Annotated in this window: 31 protein-coding genes, 1 tRNA gene and 1 riboswitch; of the genes, 12 read left to right on the top strand and 20 right to left on the bottom strand. The window is 60.1% G+C overall.

Annotated features, from left to right (window positions below; genetic code table 11):
- Positions 1-11: 11 nt before the first annotated feature.
- From gcvT to EPK99_RS06890, 3 genes are all read right to left on the bottom strand, one after another.
- Positions 12-1,160: a glycine cleavage system aminomethyltransferase GcvT gene (gene gcvT / locus EPK99_RS06900; protein ID WP_245455774.1), complete on the bottom strand. Its 1,149-nt coding sequence runs from the start codon at positions 1,158-1,160 to the stop codon at positions 12-14.
- Between the two features lie 147 nt (positions 1,161-1,307).
- Positions 1,308-1,395, bottom strand: a riboswitch (glycine riboswitch).
- A gap of 120 nt (positions 1,396-1,515) precedes the next feature.
- Positions 1,516-1,770 (bottom strand): hypothetical protein, encoded by a 255-nt coding sequence (locus tag EPK99_RS06895; protein ID WP_128442320.1) that lies wholly within the window; start codon positions 1,768-1,770, stop codon positions 1,516-1,518.
- Positions 1,771-1,887: 117 nt separating this feature from the next.
- On the bottom strand, positions 1,888-2,184 hold the full coding sequence (locus EPK99_RS06890; protein ID WP_128442319.1) for a hypothetical protein: 297 nt from the start codon (positions 2,182-2,184) through the stop codon (positions 1,888-1,890).
- Between the two features lie 112 nt (positions 2,185-2,296).
- Here EPK99_RS06890 and crcB point away from each other — a divergent pair, with 112 nt between their 5' ends.
- The 5 genes from crcB to EPK99_RS06865 are packed head-to-tail and all read left to right on the top strand — an operon-like array spanning position 2,297 to position 5,701.
- Entirely contained in the window at positions 2,297-2,674 is a 378-nt protein-coding gene (gene crcB / locus EPK99_RS06885; RefSeq protein WP_128442318.1) for a fluoride efflux transporter CrcB, read from the top strand.
- A gap of 39 nt (positions 2,675-2,713) precedes the next feature.
- A complete protein-coding gene (locus EPK99_RS06880; RefSeq protein ID WP_128442317.1) occupies positions 2,714-3,703 on the top strand; it encodes an RluA family pseudouridine synthase in 990 nt (329 codons plus the stop codon).
- The gene (locus tag EPK99_RS06875) at positions 3,703-4,356 is read left to right on the top strand and encodes an HAD-IA family hydrolase (RefSeq protein ID WP_128442316.1); all 654 of its coding nucleotides are present in this window, start codon (positions 3,703-3,705) and stop codon (positions 4,354-4,356) included. The genes EPK99_RS06880 and EPK99_RS06875 overlap by 1 nt, the downstream gene beginning before the upstream one ends.
- A gap of 8 nt (positions 4,357-4,364) precedes the next feature.
- Complete coding sequence (locus EPK99_RS06870; RefSeq protein ID WP_128442315.1) at positions 4,365-5,156, top strand: ATP12 family chaperone protein; 792 nt, start codon at positions 4,365-4,367, stop codon at positions 5,154-5,156.
- 56 nt (positions 5,157-5,212) lie between these two features.
- Positions 5,213-5,701, top strand: a complete 489-nt coding sequence (locus tag EPK99_RS06865; RefSeq protein ID WP_128442314.1) for a hypothetical protein — start codon at positions 5,213-5,215, stop codon at positions 5,699-5,701.
- Between the two features lie 29 nt (positions 5,702-5,730).
- Here EPK99_RS06865 and EPK99_RS06860 read toward each other — a convergent pair whose 3' ends face one another.
- The 8 genes from EPK99_RS06860 to EPK99_RS06825 all read right to left on the bottom strand — a co-directional run bounded on the left by EPK99_RS06860 (position 5,731) and on the right by EPK99_RS06825 (position 11,055).
- Entirely contained in the window at positions 5,731-6,393 is a 663-nt protein-coding gene (locus EPK99_RS06860; RefSeq protein ID WP_128442313.1) for a DUF1345 domain-containing protein, read from the bottom strand.
- Positions 6,394-6,407: 14 nt separating this feature from the next.
- Positions 6,408-6,854, bottom strand: a complete 447-nt coding sequence (locus EPK99_RS06855; RefSeq protein ID WP_128443346.1) for a YaiI/YqxD family protein — start codon at positions 6,852-6,854, stop codon at positions 6,408-6,410.
- Between the two features lie 80 nt (positions 6,855-6,934).
- Positions 6,935-7,123: a YegP family protein gene (locus tag EPK99_RS06850; RefSeq protein WP_128442312.1), complete on the bottom strand. Its 189-nt coding sequence runs from the start codon at positions 7,121-7,123 to the stop codon at positions 6,935-6,937.
- 82 nt (positions 7,124-7,205) lie between these two features.
- A complete protein-coding gene (locus tag EPK99_RS06845; protein WP_128442311.1) occupies positions 7,206-8,333 on the bottom strand; it encodes an S-(hydroxymethyl)glutathione dehydrogenase/class III alcohol dehydrogenase in 1,128 nt (375 codons plus the stop codon).
- A 104-nt stretch (positions 8,334-8,437) separates the two neighbouring features.
- Positions 8,438-9,055, bottom strand: a complete 618-nt coding sequence (locus EPK99_RS06840; protein ID WP_128442310.1) for a GNAT family N-acetyltransferase — start codon at positions 9,053-9,055, stop codon at positions 8,438-8,440.
- 79 nt (positions 9,056-9,134) lie between these two features.
- Positions 9,135-9,836 carry a hypothetical protein gene (locus EPK99_RS06835; protein WP_128442309.1) on the bottom strand — a complete coding sequence of 234 codons (702 nt, stop codon included), beginning with the start codon at positions 9,834-9,836 and terminating at the stop codon, positions 9,135-9,137.
- A 76-nt stretch (positions 9,837-9,912) separates the two neighbouring features.
- On the bottom strand, positions 9,913-10,857 hold the full coding sequence (locus EPK99_RS06830) for a DMT family transporter (protein WP_164901724.1): 945 nt from the start codon (positions 10,855-10,857) through the stop codon (positions 9,913-9,915).
- A gap of 113 nt (positions 10,858-10,970) precedes the next feature.
- A tRNA-Leu gene (locus EPK99_RS06825) sits at positions 10,971-11,055 on the bottom strand.
- A 180-nt stretch (positions 11,056-11,235) separates the two neighbouring features.
- Here EPK99_RS06825 and lipB point away from each other — a divergent pair.
- Positions 11,236-11,970 (top strand): lipoyl(octanoyl) transferase LipB, encoded by a 735-nt coding sequence (lipB, locus tag EPK99_RS06820; RefSeq protein WP_128442308.1) that lies wholly within the window; start codon positions 11,236-11,238, stop codon positions 11,968-11,970.
- Positions 11,967-12,389 (top strand): OsmC family protein, encoded by a 423-nt coding sequence (locus EPK99_RS06815; RefSeq protein WP_128442307.1) that lies wholly within the window; start codon positions 11,967-11,969, stop codon positions 12,387-12,389. The genes lipB and EPK99_RS06815 overlap by 4 nt, the downstream gene beginning before the upstream one ends.
- On the opposite strand, the gene EPK99_RS06810 is transcribed toward EPK99_RS06815, so the two are convergent.
- Both EPK99_RS06810 and EPK99_RS06805 read right to left on the bottom strand, forming a co-directional pair.
- The gene (locus EPK99_RS06810; RefSeq protein ID WP_128442306.1) at positions 12,386-12,883 is read right to left on the bottom strand and encodes a BON domain-containing protein; all 498 of its coding nucleotides are present in this window, start codon (positions 12,881-12,883) and stop codon (positions 12,386-12,388) included. The two genes, EPK99_RS06815 and EPK99_RS06810, sit on opposite strands and share 4 nt — an antisense overlap.
- A gap of 138 nt (positions 12,884-13,021) precedes the next feature.
- Positions 13,022-13,522, bottom strand: a complete 501-nt coding sequence (locus tag EPK99_RS06805) for a peptide deformylase (RefSeq protein WP_245455772.1) — start codon at positions 13,520-13,522, stop codon at positions 13,022-13,024.
- Between the two features lie 209 nt (positions 13,523-13,731).
- On the opposite strand from EPK99_RS06805, the gene mgtE reads away from it, so the two are divergent.
- A complete protein-coding gene (gene mgtE, locus EPK99_RS06800) occupies positions 13,732-15,150 on the top strand; it encodes a magnesium transporter (protein ID WP_128442304.1) in 1,419 nt (472 codons plus the stop codon).
- Positions 15,151-15,222: 72 nt separating this feature from the next.
- On the top strand, positions 15,223-15,609 hold the full coding sequence (locus EPK99_RS06795) for a MerR family transcriptional regulator (RefSeq protein ID WP_128442303.1): 387 nt from the start codon (positions 15,223-15,225) through the stop codon (positions 15,607-15,609).
- Positions 15,610-15,617: 8 nt separating this feature from the next.
- Here EPK99_RS06795 and EPK99_RS06790 read toward each other — a convergent pair whose 3' ends face one another.
- The gene (locus EPK99_RS06790; RefSeq protein ID WP_245455770.1) at positions 15,618-16,607 is read right to left on the bottom strand and encodes a heparan-alpha-glucosaminide N-acetyltransferase; all 990 of its coding nucleotides are present in this window, start codon (positions 16,605-16,607) and stop codon (positions 15,618-15,620) included.
- 29 nt (positions 16,608-16,636) lie between these two features.
- Positions 16,637-17,335 carry a DUF599 domain-containing protein gene (locus EPK99_RS06785; RefSeq protein ID WP_128442302.1) on the bottom strand — a complete coding sequence of 233 codons (699 nt, stop codon included), beginning with the start codon at positions 17,333-17,335 and terminating at the stop codon, positions 16,637-16,639.
- A gap of 209 nt (positions 17,336-17,544) precedes the next feature.
- Between EPK99_RS06785 and EPK99_RS06780 the strand changes: the two genes are divergently transcribed.
- Both EPK99_RS06780 and EPK99_RS06775 read left to right on the top strand, forming a co-directional pair.
- Entirely contained in the window at positions 17,545-18,945 is a 1,401-nt protein-coding gene (locus EPK99_RS06780; RefSeq protein ID WP_128443343.1) for an L-serine ammonia-lyase, read from the top strand.
- Between the two features lie 77 nt (positions 18,946-19,022).
- Positions 19,023-19,460: a DUF1489 family protein gene (locus EPK99_RS06775; RefSeq protein ID WP_128442301.1), complete on the top strand. Its 438-nt coding sequence runs from the start codon at positions 19,023-19,025 to the stop codon at positions 19,458-19,460.
- 15 nt (positions 19,461-19,475) lie between these two features.
- On the opposite strand, the gene EPK99_RS06770 is transcribed toward EPK99_RS06775, so the two are convergent.
- The 5 genes from EPK99_RS06770 to EPK99_RS06750 all read right to left on the bottom strand — a co-directional run bounded on the left by EPK99_RS06770 (position 19,476) and on the right by EPK99_RS06750 (position 24,865).
- Positions 19,476-19,745 carry a hypothetical protein gene (locus EPK99_RS06770; protein WP_128442300.1) on the bottom strand — a complete coding sequence of 90 codons (270 nt, stop codon included), beginning with the start codon at positions 19,743-19,745 and terminating at the stop codon, positions 19,476-19,478.
- Positions 19,746-19,852: 107 nt separating this feature from the next.
- Complete coding sequence (locus EPK99_RS06765) at positions 19,853-21,346, bottom strand: D-alanyl-D-alanine carboxypeptidase (RefSeq protein WP_128443342.1); 1,494 nt, start codon at positions 21,344-21,346, stop codon at positions 19,853-19,855.
- Between the two features lie 129 nt (positions 21,347-21,475).
- A complete protein-coding gene (locus tag EPK99_RS06760) occupies positions 21,476-22,255 on the bottom strand; it encodes a hypothetical protein (RefSeq protein ID WP_128442299.1) in 780 nt (259 codons plus the stop codon).
- 478 nt (positions 22,256-22,733) lie between these two features.
- Positions 22,734-23,276, bottom strand: a complete 543-nt coding sequence (locus EPK99_RS06755; RefSeq protein ID WP_128442298.1) for a hypothetical protein — start codon at positions 23,274-23,276, stop codon at positions 22,734-22,736.
- Between the two features lie 137 nt (positions 23,277-23,413).
- Positions 23,414-24,865, bottom strand: coding sequence for an ArnT family glycosyltransferase (locus EPK99_RS06750; protein ID WP_128443341.1), 1,452 nt, complete (start codon positions 24,863-24,865; stop codon positions 23,414-23,416).
- A gap of 284 nt (positions 24,866-25,149) precedes the next feature.
- Between EPK99_RS06750 and speB the strand changes: the two genes are divergently transcribed.
- Entirely contained in the window at positions 25,150-26,106 is a 957-nt protein-coding gene (gene speB, locus EPK99_RS06745; RefSeq protein ID WP_128442297.1) for an agmatinase, read from the top strand.
- The last annotated feature ends 39 nt before the right edge of the window (positions 26,107-26,145 follow it).

The following is a 26,145-nucleotide window of genomic DNA, read 5'->3' as shown; positions in this document are numbered from 1 at the left end:
CCGGAGGTTTCTTAGCGTTTGTAGGTGGGTGTGATGAAGGGCAGGGCGGTGACGGTCATGGGCAGATACTTGCCGCGAACCTCGGCGAAAACGCGGGTGCCGGGCTGGGCCAGCGACGCGGGAACATAGCCCATGGCTACCGGACCCTCGGTGCTGGGACCGAACGTGCCGGACGTGACTTCACCTACCGGTGACTCCGGTGACTCCTCGGCGAAGATCCCGGCATGGGCACGCACCGGCGCCTTGCCTTCCGGCTTCAGGCCGACCCGGCGACGGACAGGCCCGCTTGTGAGGTCTTCTTCTATTCGGGCCGCACCGGGATAGCCGCCAGCGCGGTCGCCTCCCGGACGACGCACCTTCTGGATCGCCCATTCCAACGCGGCTTCGATAGGCGAGGTGGTCGTATCGATGTCGTTGCCGTAGAGACACAGGCCCGCTTCGAGGCGGAGCGAGTCGCGGGCGCCGAGGCCGATCGCCTCACAGTTCGGATGCTCCAGCAACGATTTCGCAAGGTCCTCCGCCTTGTCCGCTGGAACGGAGATCTCAAACCCGTCCTCGCCGGAATAGCCGGATCGGGAAATGATGCAGGGAACGTCGTGGAGGGGCACTTCGCGCACTTCCATGAATTTCATATCCGACACGCCTGCCCATAGTTCCGCCAGCACGGCCTGCGCCTGCGGCCCCTGCAGCGCCAGCAGGGCGCGGTCCTCCAGAAGCGTTACCTCGCAATCCGCAAGGTTTGCCGTCATGTGAGCGACATCCGCCTCCTTGCAGGAGGCGTTCACCACCACGAGCAGATGATCGCCGCGATTGGTAATCATCAGGTCGTCGAGAATGCCGCCGTTATCCGAGGTGAAGAAGCCGTAGCGCTGACGGCCTTCCTTGAGGCCGAGAATATCGACCGGGACCAGCTTTTCGAGCGCCAGGGCTGCATCGGCATAGGACCCGGATTTCGCCTTCACCAGCACCTGGCCCATATGGGACACATCGAACAGGCCTGCGGCCGCACGGGTGTGGAGGTGCTCCTTCATGACGCCCGCCGGGTATTGCACCGGCATGTCATAGCCTGCAAAGGGCACCATCCTGGCGCCGAGCGACAGATGCAGATCGTGCAGTGGAGTTTGCTTCAGAACGGACTGATCGTTGGTTTGGTCATCCAAAAGGGACGCCTCCAGGTTTGGCGGATTCCGCCGGCTCAGATTCAGGCACAGCAAAGTGCCGGTGTTCGAGCCCCCTCTGTCCATGCGCCTGAGATTGTTATCCCTTCGGCGAGCCGTGCGAACACGGCTTCTCTCCAGAGTCCTGCAGGTTACCCGTTGGTCCTTTTGCCTGAGAGTTTCCGGGGCGGTTGCTCCTTCGGCACCGCATCGAAGCGGCTTCTCCCATCGGGTATGACGCCATTATCGGCGAGGCACACGGTTTGGCAAGCCCCCAGTGTCGCGTTGAACACGATTTTTGTCGCAGGACCATGCCCCGGACGATCGCCGGGCACGTGAGGCGGCATGAGCCGCCCGATCAGGAGCGGCTGTCGATCGAGGGGGAGCCCAGGCGGACATTGGCCCGCCGCTGCTCGGCATAGGCCTCGCAGGCTTCGATCAGTTCCGCCTGCGTCGTCTTGCCCGCCTTGTAGGCCTCGAACATGAGGGTTGCCGCATCCCGTCCGACAGGGCTGTCCACGTCGATGGACTGCTCGGCGCACCAGTCCCGATGGGCATCGCGGATGACGTTCATCTGCTGGAAATCGAATATTCCATTGGTCGGATCGGTCATGGGCATCTCCCTTATCGGCGGCCGGCCTTGAAGCGCACTCAGCTGGTGGGGTGTTCCGGCGCTGGTGCCGAATCGGACCCCCACACGGCGTGATAACGAATTAGGACCAATCGACCTTCAGGTTTCGGGCGTGTCCCAATCTTCCAAAGAGCGATAGGCTGCTTCGGCCTCCTGGACCGTTGCATGCTGCCGGGGTTGGTGTCCGGCATCGAAGAAATCCAGCGCCACCGGTGGTGCCGGGGTCATCATCTCGACAGCCTCGGTATCGGCGGCATCCTCGGCACACAGAGCATTGCGGTCGGCATCGGCCTTGACGTCGGCGACGCGATCCTTCACCGAAAGCCGGCGCGGGATGCGAAGGGACCCGATGTTCAAGGCGGCCGTGTCTGCAGTGACTGCCAGTATCTGCACCATTGGAGTTCGCTCCTCGTCGTTCGAGTAATTATAAGACTAGGGCGGTTCGGCTCCGCTTAAAGGATTTGGCCGCAATTTACCCATCCCGATGTTTCGTGCCCGGATACTACCGATGTTCAACATTCTTCTGGTCGCCATCGGCGGCGCCTTTGGTTCCGTGCTGCGCTATCTGGCGGGAGTGCTGACCCTGCGCTGGTTCGGTCCGGCTTTCCCCTGGGGCACACTTGCCGTCAACGTCGTCGGCTCCTTCGCGATCGGCTTGCTGACCGAGATGATTGCCCGCAAGTTCAACGCGTCCACGGAGTTGCGGGTCTTGCTGGTAGCCGGCATCCTCGGCGGCTTCACCACCTTCTCATCGTTTTCGCTGGATACGATGGTTCTGCTGGAACGCGGCGCCGGTGCTGCGACCGCCGCCTATGTTCTCGGCAGCCTCGGACTGTCCTTCATCGCCATCGTCGCCGGACTGGCGCTTGGGCGCGCGATGTTCTAAAGGCAAGGCTGACCTGAAGAACAATAAGAAAGAACGTCGATGGCAGGTATCGAGCATATTCTCGTTGAGGCAGACGAGGCGGGAATGCGCCTCGACCGCTGGTTCAAGATCCACTATCCGGGGCTTGGCTTCGGGCCGCTGCAGAAACTGCTGCGGTCAGGCCAGGTTCGTGTCGACGGTGGCCGGGTGAAATCCGACGCTCGCGTTCAGCCCGGCCAGACCGTGCGTATTCCGCCGCTCGACGTCGATGCCAAGAAGAGCGGGCCGATCGCCGGCAAGGAACTCAAGCATTCGAGCGACTACGAACTCCTGCAGCGCATGGTGCTGCACGAAGACGAGAAGGTCATCGTGCTCAACAAGCCGGCCGGCCTCGCCGTGCAGGGCGGATCGGGCGTTACCCGCCATATCGACCAGATGCTCGACAGCTGGGTGAGCCCCAAAGGCGAAAAGCCGAGGCTGGTTCACCGCCTGGACCGCGACACATCCGGCGTACTCGTCATCGCCCGCACTCGCGGCGCCGCGCAGAAGCTGACGGCGGCCTTCCGCGAGCGCGACACCAAGAAGACCTACTGGGCGCTGGTCAAGGGAACCCCGCGCAAGCACGAGGACAAGATTTCCACCTGGCTGGTGAAGGAGCAGACGCCGGACGGCGACCGTATGCGCATCGCCAAGCACGGAGAGGACGGTGCCGATCATGCGGTGTCCTATTACAGGTTGTTGGAGACGGCGGCGCAGACCCTCGCTTGGCTGGAGATGGAGCCTTATACGGGCCGCACCCATCAGTTGCGCGTCCACGCCCTGCATATCGGTCATCCGATCATCGGCGATCCGAAATATTACGACGATGACCATAACTGGCCGTTCCCCGGAGGCATACAGAAGAAGCTGCATCTGCATGCCCGCCACATCGATATCCCGCACCCGAACGGCGGCAGGCTGAAGGTCACGGCGCCGCTTCCGCCCCATATGGTGCAGAGCTGGAACCTACTCGGTTTCTCCATGGAAAACGGCGCCAGGGACGACGATTGATGAAACTTGTCCTGTTTGACTGCGACGGCACGCTGGTCGACAGCGGCGAGCTGATCCACGAAACCATGCGCCGAACCTTTCTGCATTTCGGCAAGCCCGAACCGGGTTTCGCCGATACCAAGGCGATCATCGGGTTGACGCTCGACATCGCGATCGCCCGGATGCAGGGAAAGCCGCATGCGGACGATGAAGCGATGGAGATGATGGCTTACTACAAGTCGCTGTTTTCGACGGTTCGTACCGAACTGGATTACCACGATCCTCTGTTCCCAGGCATTGCCGATCTCCTCGATGCGATCGGTCTGCGTGAAGATCTGCTGATCGGGGCCGTGACGGGCAAATCCCGCCGTGGTCTCAACACCATCTTCGAGACCCATTCATTCGGCCGTTATTTCGTCGTTTCCCGCACAGCCGACGACTGCCCATCAAAGCCACACCCGGCCATGGTGACGGAGTGCTGCGACGAAACCGGTATTGCGGCTTCCGATACTCTTGTCATCGGCGATGCCATCTACGATATGCAGATGGCGAAGGCGGCCGGCACCAAGGCAATCGGTGTTTCCTGGGGCTATGCCTCGACCGGTGAGCTTGAACATGCCGTCGCCGATGCGATCGTCCATCATCCGAGCGAGATCCTTAATCATCTCGCCTGAGGTTTTTCATGCGCGACATCTTTCCAGACCCCTCCGAGGCAATGAGCCACCCCGACCCGAGCCGCCGGGCGCAGATCCAGATGCAGAAGCCGCTGCCCAAGCGGTTCTACAAGGAGGTCTCTGTTGCAGGCGGCGAAGGCGGCTTTTCTGTGCTGCTCGACGGCAGGCCGGTCAAGACGCCCGCCAAGAACGAGCTTTCGGCGCCGACAGCGCGGCTGGCAGAACTTTTACGGGACGAGTGGGCAAACCAGGTGGATGTCATCGATCCCCGCAGCATGCCCGTGACCCGGCTGTTGAACACGGCTATCGACGGCGTTGCCGCGGATCCGCAACCCGTGTTCGAAGATCTTCTGCGTTTCTCGGCCAGCGACATGCTCTGCTACCGTGCCGAGAGACCGGACAATCTGGTGGCCCGGCAGCGGGATCATTGGGATCCGATTCTGGACTGGGCGGCACAGGATCTTGGTGCGAGCTTCATCCTCATCGAGGGCGTGATGCCGCATGACCAGCCCCGGGAGGCCGTCGCCGCCGTTGCATCACGGCTCCGCCGGCACGACAGCGCAATAGCACTCGCGGCTCTTCACACGATCACGACGTTGACGGGATCGGCCTTGCTTGCGCTTGCGTTTGCGGAAGGTCGCCTGACTGCCGACGAGGCCTGGAAACTCGCGCACCTGGACGAGGACTGGACGAACGAGCATTGGGGCACGGATGCCGAAGCGGAGCATCGCCGCGCCAAGCGTCTGGAGGAAATGCAGGCTGCTGCCGCAGTTTTTCTTGCGCTTGGTCCTGCCGTTTAATCCTTCCCTAACCCTGTTGAACGAGCATTGGGAACATCGTCGTATCGAGTTCCCGCATGTTCCGTCGCTTGTTCCATATCTCACTGATCGTGACCGTGGGCCTTTCGCTCACCAGCTTCCGTATGCCTGCCAAGAGCGACGGTCGAGACAAGCTCATCTACGATGTGCGCGGTTCCTTCGTGACGGCGCGACCGGAGATTTCCCGGTCCCTGGTGATCGCGACGGATATGCTGGTCGACGAAGCAATCCGCACCACCTCGCGGCCGGTCATGCTGCCGCGCACGATCATCGTCATCCGGATCGATAAGACGTCCGAAATACCGCTGCTGATCGGCAGCCGCCATGAGGCGAAGGTGACCGTTCAGGCGGTTGCGGTCGGTGACGGCGAGCCGATCGCGGAGGGCAGCTTCAAGGTTTCGATCTACCTCTTCGGGACTGAAGGTGCCGACCAGGCGATGGCTCAGAAGATCGCGGAGCGTATTGTAAGCGAGTTCAAGCTGGATGGACCGCGGCATGGGACGCTTGCCAGCGCCCTGTTCGAATAGGGTCTGCCTGCATGACATTCGAACTTTCTTTATCCGCCCAGCGCCACGGCAGCATTCACCGATGCTGCGACGAGCACGGTATTGAAGAAGAACGATACGATGGAGTGCAATAGGTTGATCCGGCGCATGTCCGTGCTGGTGATCCCGACGTCGGATGTCTGCGCCGTCATGCCGATCACGAAGGCGAAATAGAGGAAGTCATAGACGCCGGGTTGGCTGGTTTCGGGAAAATCCAGGCCGCCGCGCTTGCCTTCGTCGTCCAGTTCCTGCACCTCCGGGCGCCAGTAGAGGTGCGCGTAGTGAAGAGCGAACATCGTGTGGATGGTGAACCAGCCAAGCACGACCGACGCGAAAGCGAGACAAACCTCGATGACGGAAGCATCATTTTTTGCGTTCACGGCGTTGAACAGCAGGATCACGGATGAGGCAACCGTCAGAAGCGTGACGCCAAGTATGACCGGTGCCGGCTCATCATCATTCTGGCCTGTCTTGCGAAAATGCTCGCCGTCCAGATGAGGTATCCGGATGGCCATCAGGATCAGGTAGGCGAGAAAGAACACGACCACGGAGATGCCGGGCGCCAGGTCCGGAACATAATAGAGCAGGAGCGGACAAATCAGGAGGGCCAGAACCATGCCGATCAGGAACGGTCCGTGCCTTTGATAGGTCACCTTGCCGAAAAGGCGGGGCATGCGTTTCTCCAAGTTCAGGCGCCAGCCTTGACGCGGCGGCACAGCCTGTCGAGTGTTTCCAGGAATTTGGAGCGGTCGCGCGGCGAGAATGCGGCGTTGTAGCCCTTGCTTTCCCCGGTTTCGCGAAGATGCTGACCAAGATCGCGCATGGCTGACGCCATGCCGATATTCGTCTGGTCGAAAACGCGCCCGGTCGGACCCGTAACCTGCGCGCCTGTCGCAACGCAGCGGACAGCAAGCGGCACATCCGCCGTGATGACGATGTCGCCCGCAGCGGCGCGCTCAGCAATCCAGTTATCGGCGGCATCGAAACCGGCGGAAACGATGACGTTTTTCACCATGGGGTCGCGAGAAGGCCGGAGGCCGGAATTGGCGACGAAGGTCACTTCCAAACCATGACGTTCCGCTACCTTCAGGATTTCCGGTTTCACGGGGCAGGCATCGGCATCGACGTAGATCATATGTTGATACTCGACCGAGGCGGCGCGGTCATAGATGGCGGGAGGCACGCAGCCCGCGACAGGGCTGCGTGCAGGAAAGCTCACGCCAAGGCAGTTGTCTGGTCGTCGACCGTCGCGCCGGATGCGTTCTTCTTGATCGATTCTATCGCGGAAACGGCAGAAGCCTTGGAAGAATAGCCTTCGGACGCAAACATTGTCTGGCCGTTGGCAGCCTTGAAGCGGAAGCGGAATTCTCCGCCCTTATCCTTGTATATTTCGAACTTGTACATTTCTGCATCCTCCATTGATGGCGTTGGAATTGCAATCTACTTGCAGCAATGAAGCACGTATCCGGAGTTACCGCCGACGTGCTCAGTAGATAACTACGCTGCGAATCGATTCGCCGCCACGCATCAGATCGAAGCCGTTGTTGATGTCTTCCAGTGGCATGGTGTGGGTGATCATCGGATCGATCTCGATCTTGCCATCCATGTACCAATCGACGATCTTCGGAACATCCGTGCGGCCGCGGGCACCCCCAAAGGCTGTACCCATCCAACTGCGGCCGGTAACGAGCTGGAAGGGGCGAGTGGAGATTTCCTGCCCGGCGCCGGCAACGCCGATGACGACGGATTTCCCCCAGCCACGATGCGAGGCTTCGAGAGCCTGGCGCATGACCTTGGTATTGCCCGTGCAGTCGAAGGTGTAGTCGGCGCCGCCAATATGGTCCGCGCCGCGCTTCGTCAGGTTGACGAGATAGGGGACGATATCCTCGCCGACTTCCTTCGGGTTGACGAAATGCGTCATGCCGAAGCGTTCGCCCCAGGCTTTCTTGTCGTTGTTGAGGTCGACGCCGATGATCATGTCCGCGCCGGCAAGGCGCAGGCCTTGAATGACATTGAGGCCGATACCGCCGAGACCAAAGACGATCGCCGTCGAACCGATCTCGACCTTGGCCGTGTTGACAACGGCGCCGATACCGGTCGTCACGCCGCAGCCGATGTAGCAGACCTTGTCGAACGGGGCTTCCGGGTTGATCTTCGCGAGTGCGATCTCCGGCAGAACCGTATAGTTCGCGAAGGTGGAGCAGCCCATATAGTGGTGGATCTTGTCCTTGCCGATCGAGAAGCGGCTGGTGCCATCCGGCATCAGGCCCTGGCCCTGAGTGGACCTGATCGCCGTGCAGAGATTGGTCTTGCGGCTCAGACATGAATAGCATTCACGGCACTCAGGCGTGTAGAGCGGGATGACATGGTCGCCCTTCTTCACGGAAGTCACGCCCGGCCCCACATCGACCACGATGCCAGCACCCTCATGTCCGAGGATTGCCGGGAACAGGCCTTCGGGGTCGGCGCCCGAAAGAGTGAAATCGTCCGTATGGCAAATGCCCGTGGCCTTGACTTCGATCAGAACTTCTCCGGCGCGCGGACCTTCGAGCTGGACGGTCATGACTTCCAGAGGCTTTCCGGCTTGCACGGCAACGGCGGCGCGGACATCCATGGCGTTTCTCCTGATATGTTTTCGGGTCTTGGTGACTTGTGGCATGGAGAGACGCTGCGGCTCAAGTCGGAAGGAGCCTCAGAGTGTCTCAACTGCGTTCGGGGCTATACTTCGATCAACGGCACGTGAGGTGCGGCATCCCTTCGGATGACACCCGTAATACGCGGATCGTCGGTGACTTCGACCTTGATCGCGAAGGGAGTGAAACCGGAGCGGCAGTAGAAGGAGAGTGCCCCTTGCGAATCATGCGTACAGGTGTGAACCCAGAAGCGCTGAATCTGCTGGCTCCAGGCGCGGTCGATAGCGCGGTTCATCATGAAGCGGCCGGCGCCCTTGCCGATAGTACTGGAAACGAGGCCGAAAAAGGCAAGTTCACATTCGCCGGATGTGTGAAAATCGAGTTCCAGCAAGCCGGCAGGCCGGTCTCCATCCATCAAGCGGTAGATTTCGACCAGCGGGTCGGAGAGGATGGCGGCGAGCTTGTCGTCGGCCATGACCAGTCTTGAGGTCCACATCCACTCCTCGCCGACCGCGCGGAAGAGCGAACGGTACTCGTCCGTGCCAGGAGATTGCCAACGCTCCAGCGACAAGGAGGCGTCGGCCCGTTGCAGTGATTTCAGAGACGGCTTTGCCAGCATTTCGAGATGCGTCTCGACATTGGCGATCTTGCCGGCAGGAACGGTGGAATAGCCGTTGGGAAGGAGTGGGTGTTGCGTGTCCATACCCTCTTGCAGCCGCTCAGACGGTCAATGTCAAGCCTGAGGTGGATGCGGTCGCCTCGAAAGGCCGCCAGTCAGCGGATCATGCTGCCTGACCTTCGGATGCGGCGCTCATGGCATCCGCAAGCGCCCGCAGCGTTGCGCCGGGCCGCTGATCAAAAGTTACGATCTGCGTCATCATCTCGTTCCAGGGCGGGTGGTTTTGGGAGCCTTCCGTCAGGAGGTCTATTTCCTTGAGCACTGCCGCTTCTCGCAGAGACAGCGCCAGCCGACCCCGATCAACGGCGGAACGAAGCAGACGCCAGATCAGATCGAGATCATAGGCGGTAACGGCCGCAGCCGGCAGGCGAGCAATAGCATGCGCGCAACCGGGATTCGGCGATAGCGACATGCGGATCTGGTCGAGAACGAAGACCGACAAGTTATCCGACGTCTCCGAGGCCAACTCAATTGCGTGAAGAAGCATTTCCAACTCGAGCCCGGTGGAGATGGTGCCATCCGGTGAGAAAGTTCTCATCAGCCAGGAGGCCTTCTCGTCATCGATGCGGCCGGAAGGTCTTTCTTGGAAGACCGCATAGGCGGCAAGGGCCTCCACGAAAAAGGTTTTCCACGCATCACACTGATCCGGACAAAGGTTGTGAAGGGCGAGCATGGCGGCTACGTCATCGCGCGACCTTACACCGTCCGGAAACGCATGTTTCCGAAGCATGATCACGTCACAGGTTTCGATGCGGCCCTTGCCGGCGATCACGCATGCCGGGAAGGAAAAGCGGTACTCGCTCATCCTCGTCCTCCGTTTCGTCATGAAACCGAAAAAGCAGAATATTGTTCACTCGTTGAGAGCAAGAAAAAGAGCGCAGTTAACCGGCTGCTAGCCCCGATGAAGATTTCGCCGCAGTTTGTTTCGTTCTGACCCGTTCACGCCAGATGATGAACAGGCCGGAGCTGACGATGATCGCGATCCCCAGCCATTTGGATGCAGTCGGGAAGTCACCGAACAGCGCATAGCCGAGCACGGTCGCCGAAATGATTTCGAAATACTGAAAGGGAGCCAGAAGCGAAAGCGGCGCCATTCGGAACGCCCGCACCACGAGAAGGTGCATGTAGCCGGAGATGGAGCCCAGTAGAACGAGCAGCACCCAACCAAGGAGGGAAGCGGGCAGAGAAGGGGCAAAATCAAGCTGTCCGGCGCCATCCCCCGCCGCCAACGCGACCGCCATGAAGATTGTGCCGCCCAGGCCCGCCATTACCTGCATGACAAGCGGGGAATCAGCATCCCCGATGGCACGGTTCAGGAAGAGGTAGAGCGTGTAGAGAAATGCGCAGACGACCGGAAGAAGCGCGGTCCAGCCGAAGATCGCGTAGCTCGGCTGGATCACGATCATAGCGCCTCCGAAACCGACGACGATCGCAAGCCAGCGGCGCCAGCCGACACGGTCACCGAGGAAAAGCGCCGACATCATGGTCAGCATGAAAGGCTCGACGAAATAGATCGCGAAGACGTCCGCGAGTGGCATATATTTGACCGCGACGAAGAACATCAGGCTTGCCGCAGCGTGCAGCGCTCCGCGAAGCAGGTTCATCCAGGGCCGCTTTGCGGCAAACAGCGAGCGGCCCATGACCAGGGCCAGCGGCAGGACGCAAACGAACTGGAAGAAAAAGCGGTAGAAGGTCACCTGGCCGGGCGACATGGCTTCGAACGTCGCCATGTATTTGGCGATCGCGTCCATCACCGGCAGGACGATCATGCAGGTCGCCATGATGGCCATGCCCTTCAGGGCGGTATCGGATGTCGTTGGGGGCATGGGAGCACTTTCGAAGACAGCCGTTTATAAATCAGAGCCATTGCGGCGCTTCAAGACGGGAGACTGCTTGTCCGGTGGGGATAAGAAAAAACCCGGCCGAAGCCGGGCTTTTTTGGTGCGGTCGAGAAGACTCGAACTTCCACGTCTTGCGACACAGCGACCTCAACGCTGCGCGTCTACCAATTCCGCCACGACCGCATCGTGGTAGATGCCGACTTGCGCCAGCGGGGCTGCATGTAGCAAAAGGATTTGGGGTGCACAAGGGCGCCATGACAGATTTTTGAACCCGCCGATAAATCCGTTCCGGAGCTCCTATATGAGGGGCGGCGAGATCATCACCGCTTGCCGCAGATTACGGATTTTGCAAGAAGAACCGCCATGCCGACACGTACCGAGCTTCACCTTTCCATGCTGCCGCAGCCCGGATCACCGCCAGTACGCTGGCGAATCTCCGACAACCTCGTTGCCTATGACGAGGCGGTGGCAGAGATGGAACGCGAGGTCGCCGCGATCGCGGAAGGGCAGGCGGACGAGTTGGTCTGGCTGGTCGAGCATCCGCCGATTTATACCGCCGGCACTAGCGCAGACGCGGCCGACCTGATCGAGCCGAACCGCTTTCCAGTGTTTTCCACAGGGCGCGGCGGGGAATACACCTATCACGGCCCAGGCCAACGGGTGGCGTACGTCATGCTGGATCTTAAACGACGGCGGCAGGACGTACGGGCCTTCGTCGCAGCACTCGAGCAGCTTGTCATCCGCACTCTGGATATGATGAATGTGCGCGGGGAGCGGCGCGAGGATCGCGTGGGCGTCTGGGTACGGCGGCCGGAGAAGCCACCTTTACCGGACGGTTCTATGGCCGAAGACAAGATTGCAGCGCTTGGCATCCGATTGCGCAAATGGGTGAGCTTCCACGGGCTTTCGATCAACGTAGAGCCGGACCTCTCGCATTTCTCTGGCATCGTGCCGTGCGGTATCTCCACCTATGGCGTGACCAGTCTTGTCGATCTCGGTTTGCCGGTGATGATGGCTGATGTCGATATGCGGCTGCGGGAGGCGTTCGAAGAGATTTTCGGGTCGACACGCAACGATTTACCTGAGGTGAGGTCATGACGACCATCAAGACGAAGCAACGACCGATCGGTGCCAAGGCAGTGCTCGATCGCTTCGGGCACCCGCATATCGTCAGCAAAACCGGCGGAGAATTGAATGTCGTCACAGGCGCGTCCGAACCCGGTTTCAATCCGCTTGATCTGCTGTTTTCCTCTCTTGCAGCCTGTCTCGTGCTCAGCGCAAGAATAGCGGCCAGTCGCCTTGATCTGATCCACCGCTTCAGCGGGGCAAAGGCGGATGTTACGGGCGAGAAAAGCCCCGAAGAACCGTTCCGCATCGCGCGTTTCATCATCGAGTTCACGGTGGATGGCGATCTCGATGACAATGAAAAGGTGCAGATCGTTCGGCTGGCCGAAGAGATCTGCACCGTGAGCAACAGCTTGAAATCTGTACCCGAGTTTGCACTTACGCTTGCTTAGTCGTCGTCAGGAATACGGCTGTCCACTCCCACAAGCTGCAGGTTGTTGGTCACCTTGCGGACGCCGGCAATGCCCTGGATGGCGCGGATAATCTTCCGAGCCGTGTCGGCTTCGTCAACGGTTCCCTCGATCGTGACATTGCCTTGGTCCACATGGACGTCGATGGAGTTCATCTCGATCACGTCGAGTTCGTCGAGGGCATCGGTAATGCGCTCTTCAAGATCGTCGGAAACTTCCAGCCCCACCGTACCGGGAGCTTCGCTATCCACCAGAGGCTCCTCGAGGCCATCGGCACCCGCCGAGTCGATGAGGAAGCCGCCATTGCGCTCGCGGTCGAAATTGGCCTCCGGATCGCCATAGGCGGCATTTTCGACGGCGTCGGAAGCAGCACCCGGCTTGTCCGCATAGGGCCAGCCTTGATCGATATTGCGGGTGTCGTAGTCGCGGTAGTCTTCCTCGCGGGTAATGTCGTCCACGCTTTTCTTGGCGGTCATGGTCGTCTCCTAAGGTCTGAGCGCTTCTTTGCGGCGACATATGCTGCAGGTCTGTGCGCTTGTTCCTAGAACCCGGGTCATGGCACGAGGTTCCGTTGCCGCCTGCGGAAAGCTGGATCTTCAGGAGCAGTCGTCAATCTAGCCGATTGCGCGACGGAGTTCTTCCTTCTCCCAACGCCGCACGAGGCGTTCGCGCTTCAGCCGGGACAGCCGCTTCAACCAGAAAATGCCATCGAGTTGGTCGATCTCATGTTGGATGCAGACGGCGTGAAAATCCTGTGCCTCTGTCTCATGGGAAAGCCCTTGGATATCTTGATAGGAGAACCGAATCCGCCGCGGCCGTTCCACTTCCTCGGTCGCTCCAGGCATGGAAACGCTTCCTTCCATATGGCGTATGGTTTCGACGGAAGCCTCCAGAATGACCGGGTTGACGTAGTAGAGCGGTTGCGGCCAGTCCGGAAGATCCAGCACGAAAAGGCGGACGAAGGTCCCGACATGGGCCGCCGTTATCCCAACGCCGGGCGCGGTGCGCATGGTGGCGAGCAGATCGGCGGCAAAAGCGGACAATCCATCATCGAATACGGTGACCGGGGTGCAGCGTGTGGAGAGGCCGGGGTCGGGATATCGGAGGATCTTCATGAGATATACCGTACTATAGTTGCAGCCGTTGATCACCGTGCTTGCTTGCAAGAGAGGCGCCATTTTAACTTGAGCTAGACCTCGGCGTTTAATTGCTCTAGCACCGGCGACAGCGGCATGATTGTCTGTGTCACGGTCGGCTATCTGATTGCTGGCAGTAGGCTTTTCCGCCCATCCTCTGGAAGTCGAATGCTGTCAGCGAGGGCCTCATGAGCGATATCGGCGAAGACGACCGCGTTCGCACAAAAACCGACGACGTTGGCGCCGACGTCTATTCTGAAGATGGCTCCATCCGTAGCGATTTCATCACAAGCGTTGCGGCAGCCATTGCCGATCGTGACGTCGTGTTTCTGCGCCAGCATGTGGCCCGTCTGCACGAGTCCGAACTTGGCGACCTCCTGGAGGCTATTGCCCCGGACCAGCGCTTGGCGCTCGTGCGGCTTCTCGGCAAGGATTTCGATCTCACCGCGCTGACGGAGGTCGATGAATCGATCCGACTGGAGATCGTCGATCAGATGTCGAACGCGCAGATTGCGGAAGCAATCGGCGATCTCGATTCGGACGATGCCGTCTACATTCTCGAGGATCTGGACCAGGAAGACCGAGAAGAAATCCTCGCGCAGCTGCCGTTCACGGAGCGCGTCCGCCTGCGGCGCGCACTCGACTATCCGGAAAGCTCTGCAGGCCGTCGCATGCAGACGGAATTCGTGGCCGCGCCGCCCTTCTGGACCGTTGGCCAAACCATCGATTATCTGCGTGACGAGAAGGATCTGCCGGAACGCTTCACACAGATCTTCGTCATCGACCCGACCTTCAAGCTGGTGGGCGTACTCGACCTGGATCAGATCCTGCGCAGCAAGCGTCAGGTGAAGATCGAAACCATCATGCGCGAGACGAGCTATCCCGTGCCCGCCGACATGGACCAGGAAGAAGCGGCGCAGCTTTTCGAACAGTACGACCTTCTGTCCGCAGCCGTTGTAGACGAAAACGGGCGCCTCGTCGGTGTGCTGACCATTGACGACGTGGTGGACGTTATCCAGGAGGAGGCCGAAGAAGACATTATGCGCCTCGGCGGCGTCGGCGACGAAGAACTGTCGGACAGCGTACTGGAGACCTCCCGCTCACGCGTGCCATGGCTGCTGGTCAATCTGCTGACAGCCTTTCTCGCAGCTTCTGTCATCGGGCTGTTCGATGCGACAATCGAACAGATCGTGGCGCTTGCCGTGCTCATGCCAATCGTCGCTGGGATGGGAGGCAATGCCGCATCCCAGACCATGACCGTCACGGTTCGCGCGCTTGCGACGCGCAATATCGACATTCACAATGCCTGGCGCATCATTCGGCGCGAGACCGGGGTAGGGCTGTTGAACGGGGTGCTGTTCGGCATCCTGATCGGGGTCGTGGCAGGGCTGTGGTTCGAGGATGTCAATATCGGCGGCATCATCGCGACCGCCATGCTGATCAACATGATCGCGGCTGCGATTGCCGGCATCATGATACCGCTGCTTCTCGACAAGGTGGGTGCAGACCCTGCTGTCGCCTCTACCGTTTTCGTGACGACAGTCACCGACGTCACCGGCTTTTTCTCTTTCCTCGGTCTGGCGACGTGGTGGTTCGCCATCCACTAGGTGCCAATACCTCGAAAATTGACTGTTACGTAAAAGTCAATTATTCTGACCCTGAGACGACAGGGATCGCTGGTGGACAAGTATTACAGCATAACCGAGTTGACGCGCGAATTCGGGGTCTCCACCCGAACCCTTCGCTTCTATGAGGACGAGGGGCTGATCCATCCTGAACGGCGCGGCCGGACGCGGCTTTTTCGCTCGGCAGACCGCAGGCTGATTCAGGAAATCTTACGTGGGCGCCGGATCGGATTCACCATTGCCGAGATCCGCGAGGTCATCAATGTCTACAAGGAGCCGCCGGGGGAGCTCGGGCAGCTGAAATTGATGATGAAGCGGATAGACGAGAAGCGCGACGAACTCCGCCAGAAGCGCAAGGACATCGATGAGACGCTTGCCGAACTCAATCATGCCGAAGAAGCCTGCCTGACGCGACTTGCCGAGATCGGCGTCGGCACCTGACCGGCTCGTCAAGGCAACTGCGCGCCGATCGAACATTCTTCAGCTATCGCCTGAATCCGGTCGTCCTGCGCTTGAATTGCGCCCGTCTGCAGCGGTGTCATCAGCTGCTGGGCGATCAACTTGTCTGCCGTGCAGCCGCAGAAGCGCTGGCAGATCGCCTCCTCACCGCCTGTATTCTGGCAGCTCGTCTGGCAACTCATGACGTAGCCGACGCGGGGATCCGGCGGCGGGGCCGGATGAACCAGCGAAAAGAGGTAGACGAGGCCGATCAGGATCGGCTGGTGCAGGAGATAGATGACGAGGCTGTGGCGGCCCGCTTTCGATAACAGGTTCGGCTCGGTCTGGACGCCAGCGAGCCTTGTCAACCAGCCTCTTTTCGAGGCCAACCGGGTCAGCGCAATTCCAGCCAGAAGCGCCGCAATCCAGGGGAAAAGCGGTACATAGTCATTGGATCGGGGTGGAACATCCGCAAAGCCGATCCAACTCAGCACCCTGGTGTCGAACAGCGGCGTTTCGAGAATGTCGGGCGCCAGACTGTAATCGGCCACCATCGCGGCAACCACGACAAGGACGGCAAGACTGGTCACGATGGCTGGCGGGCGCAGGAAGGCCAGTCCGATCAGGCTGGATACTGCGATATTGTGCAGGATGCCGAAATAGATCCATTCGGTCGGGAAGGCAAAGAAGGTGGCGATGCTGATTGCAAGCGCTGCTCCGGCCACGACGGCAAAGCGATTCCAGAACGAACGCCAGCGGATGGCTGGCGTATGAGCCAGCACCAGGCTGACGCCGGCAAGGAAAAGGAAGGTGCTGGCGATCGAACGCGCATAGATGCGGAAAAAGCCGTGGGTGGCCGTGCCCGGATCCAGATAACCGAAGAACTCCAGGTCCCAGGTGAAATGGTAGCTCGCCATGGCGACAAGAGCGACACCGCGGAGCGTGTCGATCAGGGTGATCCGGGGCAGCCTGGAGGCTTCGGGCGTTTTGGCAACTGTCACGGTCTGTCTTTCAGTCTGTTCCTGGCAAATCAATCCTGGTCGCGGTCCATGATCGCCAGCCTCGCTTCGGAAAAATATTGCCGGCGGGTGAGGACGATAATCACGACGAGGGTCATGGCAATGAACATATAGGGCCCGGCGAACCACCCCAGATAGCCGATCGACAGGAAGATGGCACGCAGGCCTGCGTTGAAGTTCGCGGCAGCGATGGTGTTCATCCGGATCACCTGGTCGGCAGCCCGTTCGGCCGCGGCACGATCCGCTTCGGCATCCAGGGTCATCGGCAGTCCGCCGAACAGGATGGTGCAGTAGTTGAACAGGCGGTAGGACCAGCCGAACTTGAAGAAGGCATAGCCGAACAGGAAGGTGAGACCGGCGACCTTCAGCTCGAAAGCCGTGCGGCCGCCATAGCTCACGTAGGGCAGGTTGGTGAAAATGGCTTCCACCTTGTCGGTGGCGCCGAGCAGGGCAAAACAACCACCGATCGCAAAGATGGAGGTGGAGGCGAAGAAGGCCGTCCCGTTCTGCAGACCGGCCATGATCTGGGTGTCGATCATCTTGAGGTCGCGGCGCAGCGAATTGTAGATCCACAGCCGCCGCCTCTCGGCCATGGCGCGGTTGAGGCTGAGACGCGGAAACAGACGCGCGCCGCTGCCTGCCGTCAGCCAGGAATAGAGGCCCCAGAGGAGGGCAAATAGCGCTAGCGCGATGTAATCAGCGGTCGTCATGGGTCTGGCCTGACTCGGGAACCGTTGGCATTCAATCCCTCATGCTCGGTTTCGGACGTTCCGGCAAGTCATCCGCTCTGGTAATGCAGTCTCATCCTATCTATCTGGAAGGCAATGTCGCGGGGATGAAACAGGATGTCGGGCTGCTGCTCGACCTGAACCTCAGCCTGACATAGGCTTGCCAATCACAACAGCACTGCGTGAAATCTATGTTTCTCTCCGTTTTCGACGTCTTCAAGATCGGCATCGGCCCGTCGAGCTCCCATACGATGGGGCCTATGTCGGCAGCCAACCGCTTTCTGGAGCTGATCCTGTCCAAGGAGTGGCCAAGGCCGGCGGGTGCCGCAGTAGCGGGGCTGAAGGTCAGCCTCCACGGATCGCTGGCCTTCACCGGCATCGGCCATGGGACGGGCAGGGCAGTCGTCCTTGGCCTGATGGGCGAGGAACCGCAAAACGTCGATCCCGATCGCATGGATGAGATCATCGATGGCGTCGAGCGGACAGGGCAGGTATCGCCTCCCGGTCATCCGGCCTATCTGTTCCAGCCGAAGACGGACCTGATCTTCGACAGGAAGCAGCCGCTTCCCGGCCATGCCAACGGCATGAGCTTTTCGGCTCTGGATCGCGACGGAAGGCTGCTGCTGAAGCGGGTCTATTACTCGATCGGCGGCGGTTTCGTGGTGACGGACACGGAGCTTGAGGCCATGCGCGGGGCGAAGGCGACGGCGCCAGACGCCCGAGTTCCCTATCCGTTTTCCACCGCCAAAGCCATGCTCGACATGGCGAGATCCTCCGGGCTGACCATTGCGCAGATGAAGCGCGCCAACGAAGAGACGAAGATGAGCCCGGTCGAACTGGACGAGGGCTTGGACCGGATCTGGGATGCGATGGCGAACTGTATCGATCGCGGTCTGAAGGTGGACGGCATCATGCCCGGCGGTCTCAAGGTCAAGCGACGCGCCCGCGCCATTCATGACAAGCTCAACGAGGAATGGCGCAGCAACCGGCTCAACCCGCTGCTCGCAAACGACTGGCTGAGCGTCTACGCCATGGCGGTAAACGAGGAGAATGCCGGAGGCGGCCGGGTTGTGACCGCTCCGACGAACGGGGCCGCTGGCGTCATACCGGCGACGATCCGCTATTACCTTCACTTCCATGAGGATGCCAGCCGCGAGGACATCCACAACTTCCTGCTGACGGCCGCCGCCATCGGCGGCATCATCAAGCACAATGCCTCAATCTCGGGTGCCGAAGTCGGGTGCCAGGGCGAAGTCGGTTCGGCTGCCGCCATGGCTGCTGCTGGCCTGGCGGCCGTGATGGATGGGTCTCCCGAGCAGATCGAGAACGCGGCGGAGATTGCGCTGGAGCATCACCTTGGCATGACCTGCGATCCAGTCGCCGGGCTCGTCCAGGTGCCCTGCATCGAGCGTAACGCGCTCGGCGCGGTCAAGGCTGTCACCGCGGCTTCGCTCGCCATCAAGGGCGACGGGACGCATTTCGTGCCGCTCGATGCCTGTATCGAGACCATGCGCCAGACCGGCAACGATATGAGCGAGAAATACAAGGAGACTTCGACCGGAGGCCTTGCCGTCAACGTGGTCGAATGCTGATGTCCAGGCTGTGGACATAGCGGCGTAAATCGGAGGAGGGCTTGACCTGTTGGCTCGACAGGTTTTGAACACAAGCCATGGCTCTTCATCTCATCAAGCTCTGCGTCGGTGCCGACTCCCTTCAGGACCTGCGGGATTGGGTCGCCGAGCGTTCCCTTGTTGCCATGGCGGGAGGCCTGGAGCCACATAGCAGCCATACGACCCGGATGGTGCCAAAACGCGCCGACGAACTTTTGGAAGACGGGTCGCTTTACTGGGTGATCAAGGGGCAGGTCATGGCCCGCCAGAGACTGCTCGATATCAAGACCTTTACCGGCGGCGACGGTATCCAGCGATGCGAACTGCTTCTCGGGCCGGAAGTCATCGAGACTGCGCCACAGCCGCGGCGGCCTTTCCAGGGCTGGCGTTACCTCAAGGCCGAGGAGGTCCCGCAGGACCTTGGAACGCTCGGTGAAGGAATGGCTCAGATGCCGGAAGAGTTACGGCGAGAACTCGCCGCGCTCGGTCTTCTCTAGGTCCTGACCCTAAGACTAGCGGAGCTTCATGCGCACCGGCGTGCGACCGCTTCGCTTCGAAACGTGAAGATGGATCTTGGCCTCCGGCTGGGAATGCCGCCAGGCGCGGGCGCCATGGCTCAAAAGCATGGCGATGAGGTCCTTCGACTTCTCCCTGGAGCGGCTGAGGCCTATCCCGGCCAGCCGCATGGCTGCTTCGTGAAGCGGGTTGAGAGCAACGCCCTTTGCCCGACTCCTCGACGAAGACGGAAAGCCCGCCTCCATGCTGTTTTCGTTCATTGCCATCGGAAACCCCGTTTACGCACTACACTCGAGGATTTCGCCGCGCCTGAATACAAAGCGGCACGGCAGTTACATAGGACTGTTCGTCCAATGCAGCAGGACGAACAGTCCTATTGCATTGCGGCCCAGCAGCTGACGCCCTTCTTCTTGAGGACGCCGCATGCTTCGGTCGCTGCCTTCTGGTCATCGAAGCCGCCGAAGCGGGCGCGATAGACCTGGCCGCCATTACTGCCAAAGGCGACTGCGAATGGTTTGGCGGAACGCAATACCTTTCCGCCTTTATCCTGCGCAGACTGCAGGAGTTCGAGGGCCGCCTTCTCGTTTGGAGAGACGCCAATTTGGATAACCCAACCCGAGGTAATACGAGCTTGTGGCTTCGCTAGTTCCTTGGTCGAGGCCGTTGTCACGTCATCGACATCCTGCCTTCCGGCATCCACCTTGAGCGAGGCACCCTGACGCTTCGGCATATATTCCGGAGCGGGGGTCGGGACGGCGGGACCGGCTATTGCGGTGCTGACGGCTTCCGCTGCTGCCACTTTGCGGACAGACTCTCCGGCATAGGCGGATGCGGACGACTCCGATTGCTGATCGTAACGTGTGCCCGGCAGCGGAGCCGTTGCCGGCAGTTCGAACGCAGCAAGCTGCCGTGCGTCTGACTGTGTCACGGCAACGCGCGGCTGGGCTGCAACTGCAACGGACGGGACGGGAGCAGCGGTATTGCGAGGTGCCGGCGTCTGGGCGACTAGACCGCTATCACTGCCGCGGGATGCCCTTGGCAGGTATTCGGCAACCAGCTTGCGCATCGTGGCGTCACGGGCGGCGCTGGAACTGCTGCCAAGAACGACGGCGACGATCGAGTGGCCATCGAGCTGTGCAGAAGTCGCAAGATTGCTGCCTGCGGCGCGGGTATAGCCAGTCTTGATGCCGTCGACGCCCTTCACAGTGCCCACGAGGCGATTATGGTTGCCGATGACCTGGCGACCATAGGCAAAGCTGCGAATGGAGAAATAACCGTAATATTGCGGGAAGTGCTGACGAAGCGCCATGCCAAGCCGCGCCTGGTCGCGGGCTGTCGTCATCTGCGCCGTATTAGGAAGCCCGTTGGCGTTGCGATAGGTCGTGCGGGTCATTCCGAGCGCGCGGGCCTTGTTGGTCATCATCTGAGCGAAGCGGTCTTCGTTTCCGCCCACATACTCACCAAGCGCCGTCGCCATATCGTTGGCAGAGCGGGTGACGAGGGCTCTGATCGCCTGGTCCACCGTAACTGCGCCGCCCGGACGTACGCCGAGCTTGGACGGCGGCTCCGACGCCGCATGCGCGGAAACGGGAACGGCGGAATCGAGCTTGATGCGACCCGCCTCCAGCGCTTCGAAGGTGAGGTAAAGCGTCATCATCTTCGTGAGCGAGGCCGGATAGCGAAGGCCATCCGGATCTTCGGAATAAAGCACTTTGCCCGTCTTGGCGTCCACTACGATGCCTGCATATTTCGGATCGGCCTTCGCAGGCTCGACAAAAACAGAAAAGGCCAACGCAATCGTTAGGAAAAATCCGAGAAACCGCCCCGGAATTGGTACGCCACCCTTGGGGAAGGACGTGGAGAACATGCTTTTCGACACTGCCGCACTCATCGTTGCATGATTGTTTGTATTATTTCCGGACGTACCCCCGTCACGACCGTTGCCAGTCAATCTAGGGGAACAGCGTTACCAAGAGGTTTATGATGAACGGCAGCTTTATTCGTTTGGTGGCATTTTAGCCGCCGGCACGGGCGCTGTTGACCCGCCTGCCAAGCGTTTTGCGACAAAGGATTGAACTGCGGCATCAATATGTTGCCAATCGCGTAAAAGTAGGCCGGAGAATCGATAGAGCACAGTCAGATCCCGTCCTACGCGTATGTCGCGCTGACAGTCGCCGCTTGTGGGCTGTTCGCCCGGGGCCGGCAGGAGGCACCGCACGACGTAAGGATCACCCTCGGCACGAGGCGCCGTGAGGATGACTTCCTTGCCATAGCCGCTATCGGGACGAAGCCGATGCAGCGTCAGGCCAAACTCTGCCGGCTGGGGATTATCCTGGAATAGGCGAGAATATATCGGCTCAAGGCGTCCGGACATGTCGCGCGACATCGTGCTCTGCGACAACTGCAGGAAGATCAACGATTCGGGGTGCGAGACGTCGTCGAATCTCTCCTTGATGTCCTTGCCGTAGCCGCGCATTTCAGGCCAGGCCAGATAGAGATCGACACGCTCGGCGGGGCCTGCATGTCGCTGTTCACGGAAGCGGATCGTGTTGGCCGGGAGTTCGATGACATCCTGTCCGACCTGCAGCGGATATTCTTCCGAGCTTTCGGTGTGACCGCCAAGCGCAATCATCTGGCCGAGCCACCGCCCCCCGATGCTGAGGCCAGCCGTCAGAACAGCGATGAGGAGGAGGATGAGGACTGCCCGGTACAGAACACGGCTGGAGAGAAGCAGCTGTTCTTCGGCGTCGGAGGAAGGGGTTGGGCCTCCAGCCATGATTGCGTTCCTATCCAGGCGCGAACTGAGATCTGCGCAGAATCGGTACAGGACCGAAATCGAAACGCAGTTTGTGTGAATGGTCCGTCGGCATGGTTAAATTTTGGTGAATGGCTAAGCAGTGGAAGGCTCTGCGCCATCCATGAACTGCTCAGCACAAACGAAAACTCCTGCGCCTTAGGACTAATCGACACTCAGGATTTGGAGCGGGTTTGAGGGGAAATCGTTCAGTTCTAGGAGCGAAACCGAAGGTGGATCTTATATCCATCGAGGTTTCGCGACGCAGAAATGGGCGATTTTCACCATATCCCTTCGGGACGCGAGCGGATTTTGTCCCTGGACCTTTTGTCAGGCGAGCCCGATAAACCAGACCTCACCGTCGGAAAGGCCTTGTCGAGGGAATGCTCCACTGCTGCCTTCCCTCCGGTTCAAAAACAAAATCCGCGCGCTATGCCCGAGACCTGAATACTGATTGGTCCTAGTTATCGACCAGCTGTTCCGCCACGACGCTTGCAACCACCTGATCGCTGCCTTTGGGATAGCGCGGCAGGGCAATGGTGATTGCGCCCTCGCGTCCAGCCACATCGGCCGAGTAACGCTTGTAGACCGTATCCTCGCCTGTTTCTTCGCCGAGCGGCTTGGCTTTCGACTTCAGCACCAGTGCCTTGTCAAAGGCAGCCGCATCCGTGCCGGAAAGCGCTACGGTACAACCTTCGACCGACTTTCCGGCAATCTCGGCCTTGTACACCACCAGCGCCTGGAAGGGATTTTCCTCGCCTTTGCTGGCCATCCATCCCTCAATCGCGGTCGGCTCACCAACCGGCGTGAAGGCCATTGCCATGTCGGCTGCCAGCGTCGGCCACTCCTCCTGTTTGGCCATCGCTACCGTCTTGTCGAAGCGTGGACCTTCCACAAGGCAGCGTGATGCGAAAACGTCGATTGCAGAACCCACGTCCTGACTATTTGCCGCAGCGGCAAGCAAAAGAAATATCGGGAAGGCAGAAAGTGCAGCAGGCTTCATGGCTTCCGTCCTTTTAGGCAATGGACTTTGGGCCGAGATATTGGGCCGATCCTGACAAGATCGCCAGTGCTTCGCGGCTTTTTGATGTGGAAGTTACTTGGGACAGGCCTTTACCTGGTCGCTCAGCCGCCGCCCGTTCACCTTTGGGCAAGTGCCTGGTGGACGGGAAGTAGGCAGCTGGGATCTACCTTGTAGGCATAAAAAACATGTCCTGCCCGGTAGCCAAACGGCATTAGCCATCGTGCGGCCACCTCTGCCGGTTCGCCCTGGCAGGTCAGCTTCGATTCCGAGAGGTAAAGAACCGGGCTTGGAGCAGAGATCGGCATCGGGAAGATCTGTTCGTAATAGTTTGCCGGGAACACTGAAATCGGTCTCGCGTAGATTGCCAAGTCCTCTTCACGTAGCGTGTAGAACAAATCGGCCAGGATAGGCCTGTTGTCGGCCACGATGACGCGTATGTTCTCCTTGCGCGCCGTATCGGCAGCAAAGCTGCTTATGATACTCCGTCCCATGTAGCGTTTCATCAAAAGCTCGCCGTTCGGCAGCTTGAACGTCATGGGAAAGGCGGTCATCACTGGGATCAGAACCATGGGTATGGCGCTGATGACAAGAGAGGTCCGCACCACCGTCCACGGCATGGTCATCATCACACCTGTGGCTAGAACGGTTCCGGCCACATAGGCAGGCACGGCCCAATTGGCGTTGGCGCCGCCGAAAAATGCCTGGAGGGTCAGCAAAGCCACGCAGGGCAGCGACAGCCATGCCAGAAGCTTTACCCCGTCGCCGCTCTGCCCCGTCGCCACACGCTTGGCGGCCCAGAGCATGGCGATGAACACGATCGGCCCGACGACGGCAAACTGCGCGGCGAAGAAGCTCAGGCCCGAAAGGATGCGAAGACCGCTCTTTCCGTCGCTGCCGCTCCAATTGGCAATGCTCTCCGTATGCTGGATCGTGATTCCCTGATGGAGGTAATTCCACCACAGATTGGGCGAAACGACCAGCGTGCCAACGGCTGCCGCGATAAGTGCATCCCGCCAGGAAATGCGTGCCGTCGGCAGCGTCAACATGGCAAGCCCGACTCCTGGCAGAAGAAACAGAACGGAATATTTGGTGAGGAAAGCGAACCCCAGCGACAGGCCCAGCCCGATCGCGGCCATCGCGGACGACGCCTCGGTCAGCCGGAGAAAAAGCAGGATCGCGACCGCCAAAAAGGTAAGCTGGATCGTGTCGGTCGACATCAGCACGCAGGAGAGTGATACGGCGGGAAGGGTGGCGAAGGTCATCGCGGCCCAGGGTGCTGCCTCGCGCCTGATCGTTCGCGATGCGATCGGCATCAGAAGGAGAGCCGTTGCCATGTGGAAGAGCGGTGCCGGCAATCTGACCCAAAACGAGGAATCGGAGCCGCCGATCACGGTAAAGAGCCGGATCACCCAGCCGATCATCGGTGGCTTGGAATAATAGCCGAAGTCGAGGTTCTGGCTCCAAAGCCAATATTGGGCCTCGTCCACGAAGAGATCGGTCCGGTCGAAGGCAAGCATCAGGATACGCCAGGCGGTGATGCTGATGACGACAGCCACGGCCGACGACATGGTCAGAGTTCTGAACGGGACGGATGGAAGGGAGAATGGCGCAACGCCCTGTTCATTTGCCATTGCCGTGCCACCAGGCCTTGTTTCCGCGGAATCAAGGCCTGTCTCTAGCCGGTGAAGGACATAGTTATATGAAGGCTGAGCCGGAAAGAGACCCGTTCGTCATTTGCCGCTCACGGCCGGACGAAGCCTGGCATTTCAGCCTTATGATACCATTTACGCTTACGCCCTGTCATTGATGACCGCCTATAGTTGATGTTCAGTTTCCTGCATGAGGTTTGCTTATGAGCAGTCAGTTCCACCAGCCTGTCGATGCCGCGAAAGTGCCGCGCTTTGCGGGTCACTCCACCTTCATGCGGCTGCCTGTCGTGGACACGGCGAAAGATCTGGACATTGCCCTGGTCGGCATTCCCTGGGATGGAGGAACGACGAACCGCGCCGGAGCCCGTCACGGACCCCGCGAAGTGCGCAATCAGTCGAGCCTGATGAGGCGGGCGCATCACGTAACAGGCATCCAGCCCTTCAGTGTCGCCAATGTCGCGGATGTGGGCGATCTGACGGTCAACCCCATCGACCTCCAAGACTCGTTGAAGTCCATCGAAGACGGTATCCGTGCCATCGTGGAGGAGGCCGCCATTCCGCTTGCAGTCGGCGGCGACCATCTGATCACGCTTCCCATCCTGCGGGCCGTATCTAGCGGGCGCAAGCTCGGCCTCATCCATTTCGATGCCCATTCGGATACGAACGACCGCTATTTCGGCGATAACCTCTATACTCATGGCACACCGTTCAGACGTGCGATCGAGGAGGGCTTGCTCGACCCTAAACGGATCGTGCAGATCGGCATTCGCGGCTCGATCTATGAGACCGGAGAACACGATTGGGCGAAGGCTCAGGGCGTGCGCATCATTTACATGGAGGAATTCGTCCGGCGCGGCGCGGAAGACGTGATGAAAGAAGCGGTGCGGATCATCGGCGATATGCCGACCTATGTCACCTTCGACATAGACAGCATCGATCCCTCTATGGCGCCGGGCACGGGTACGCCGGAGATCGGCGGGTTCAGCACCCGAGAAGCACAGCAGATGGTGAGACTGCTGAGTGACGTTAACATCGTCGGGGCCGATGTGGTGGAGGTTGCTCCACCTTTCGACGTCGGCAATGTCACCGCTCTTGCAGGCGCAACCATGCTGTTCGAACTGCTTTGCATCGTCGCCGGCCAAGTTGCGGCTCGTCGGTGACGAGCGCCTGTGGGCTTGCGGACGTGGAAGGGATCGAGA

The organism is Neorhizobium lilium, from assembly GCF_004053875.1.
In the GTDB taxonomy this organism is placed as follows: Bacteria; Pseudomonadota; Alphaproteobacteria; order Rhizobiales; family Rhizobiaceae; genus Neorhizobium; species Neorhizobium lilii.
Note: the sequence above shows the minus strand (reverse complement) of the source record. Positions and strands in the feature narration are given on the sequence as shown.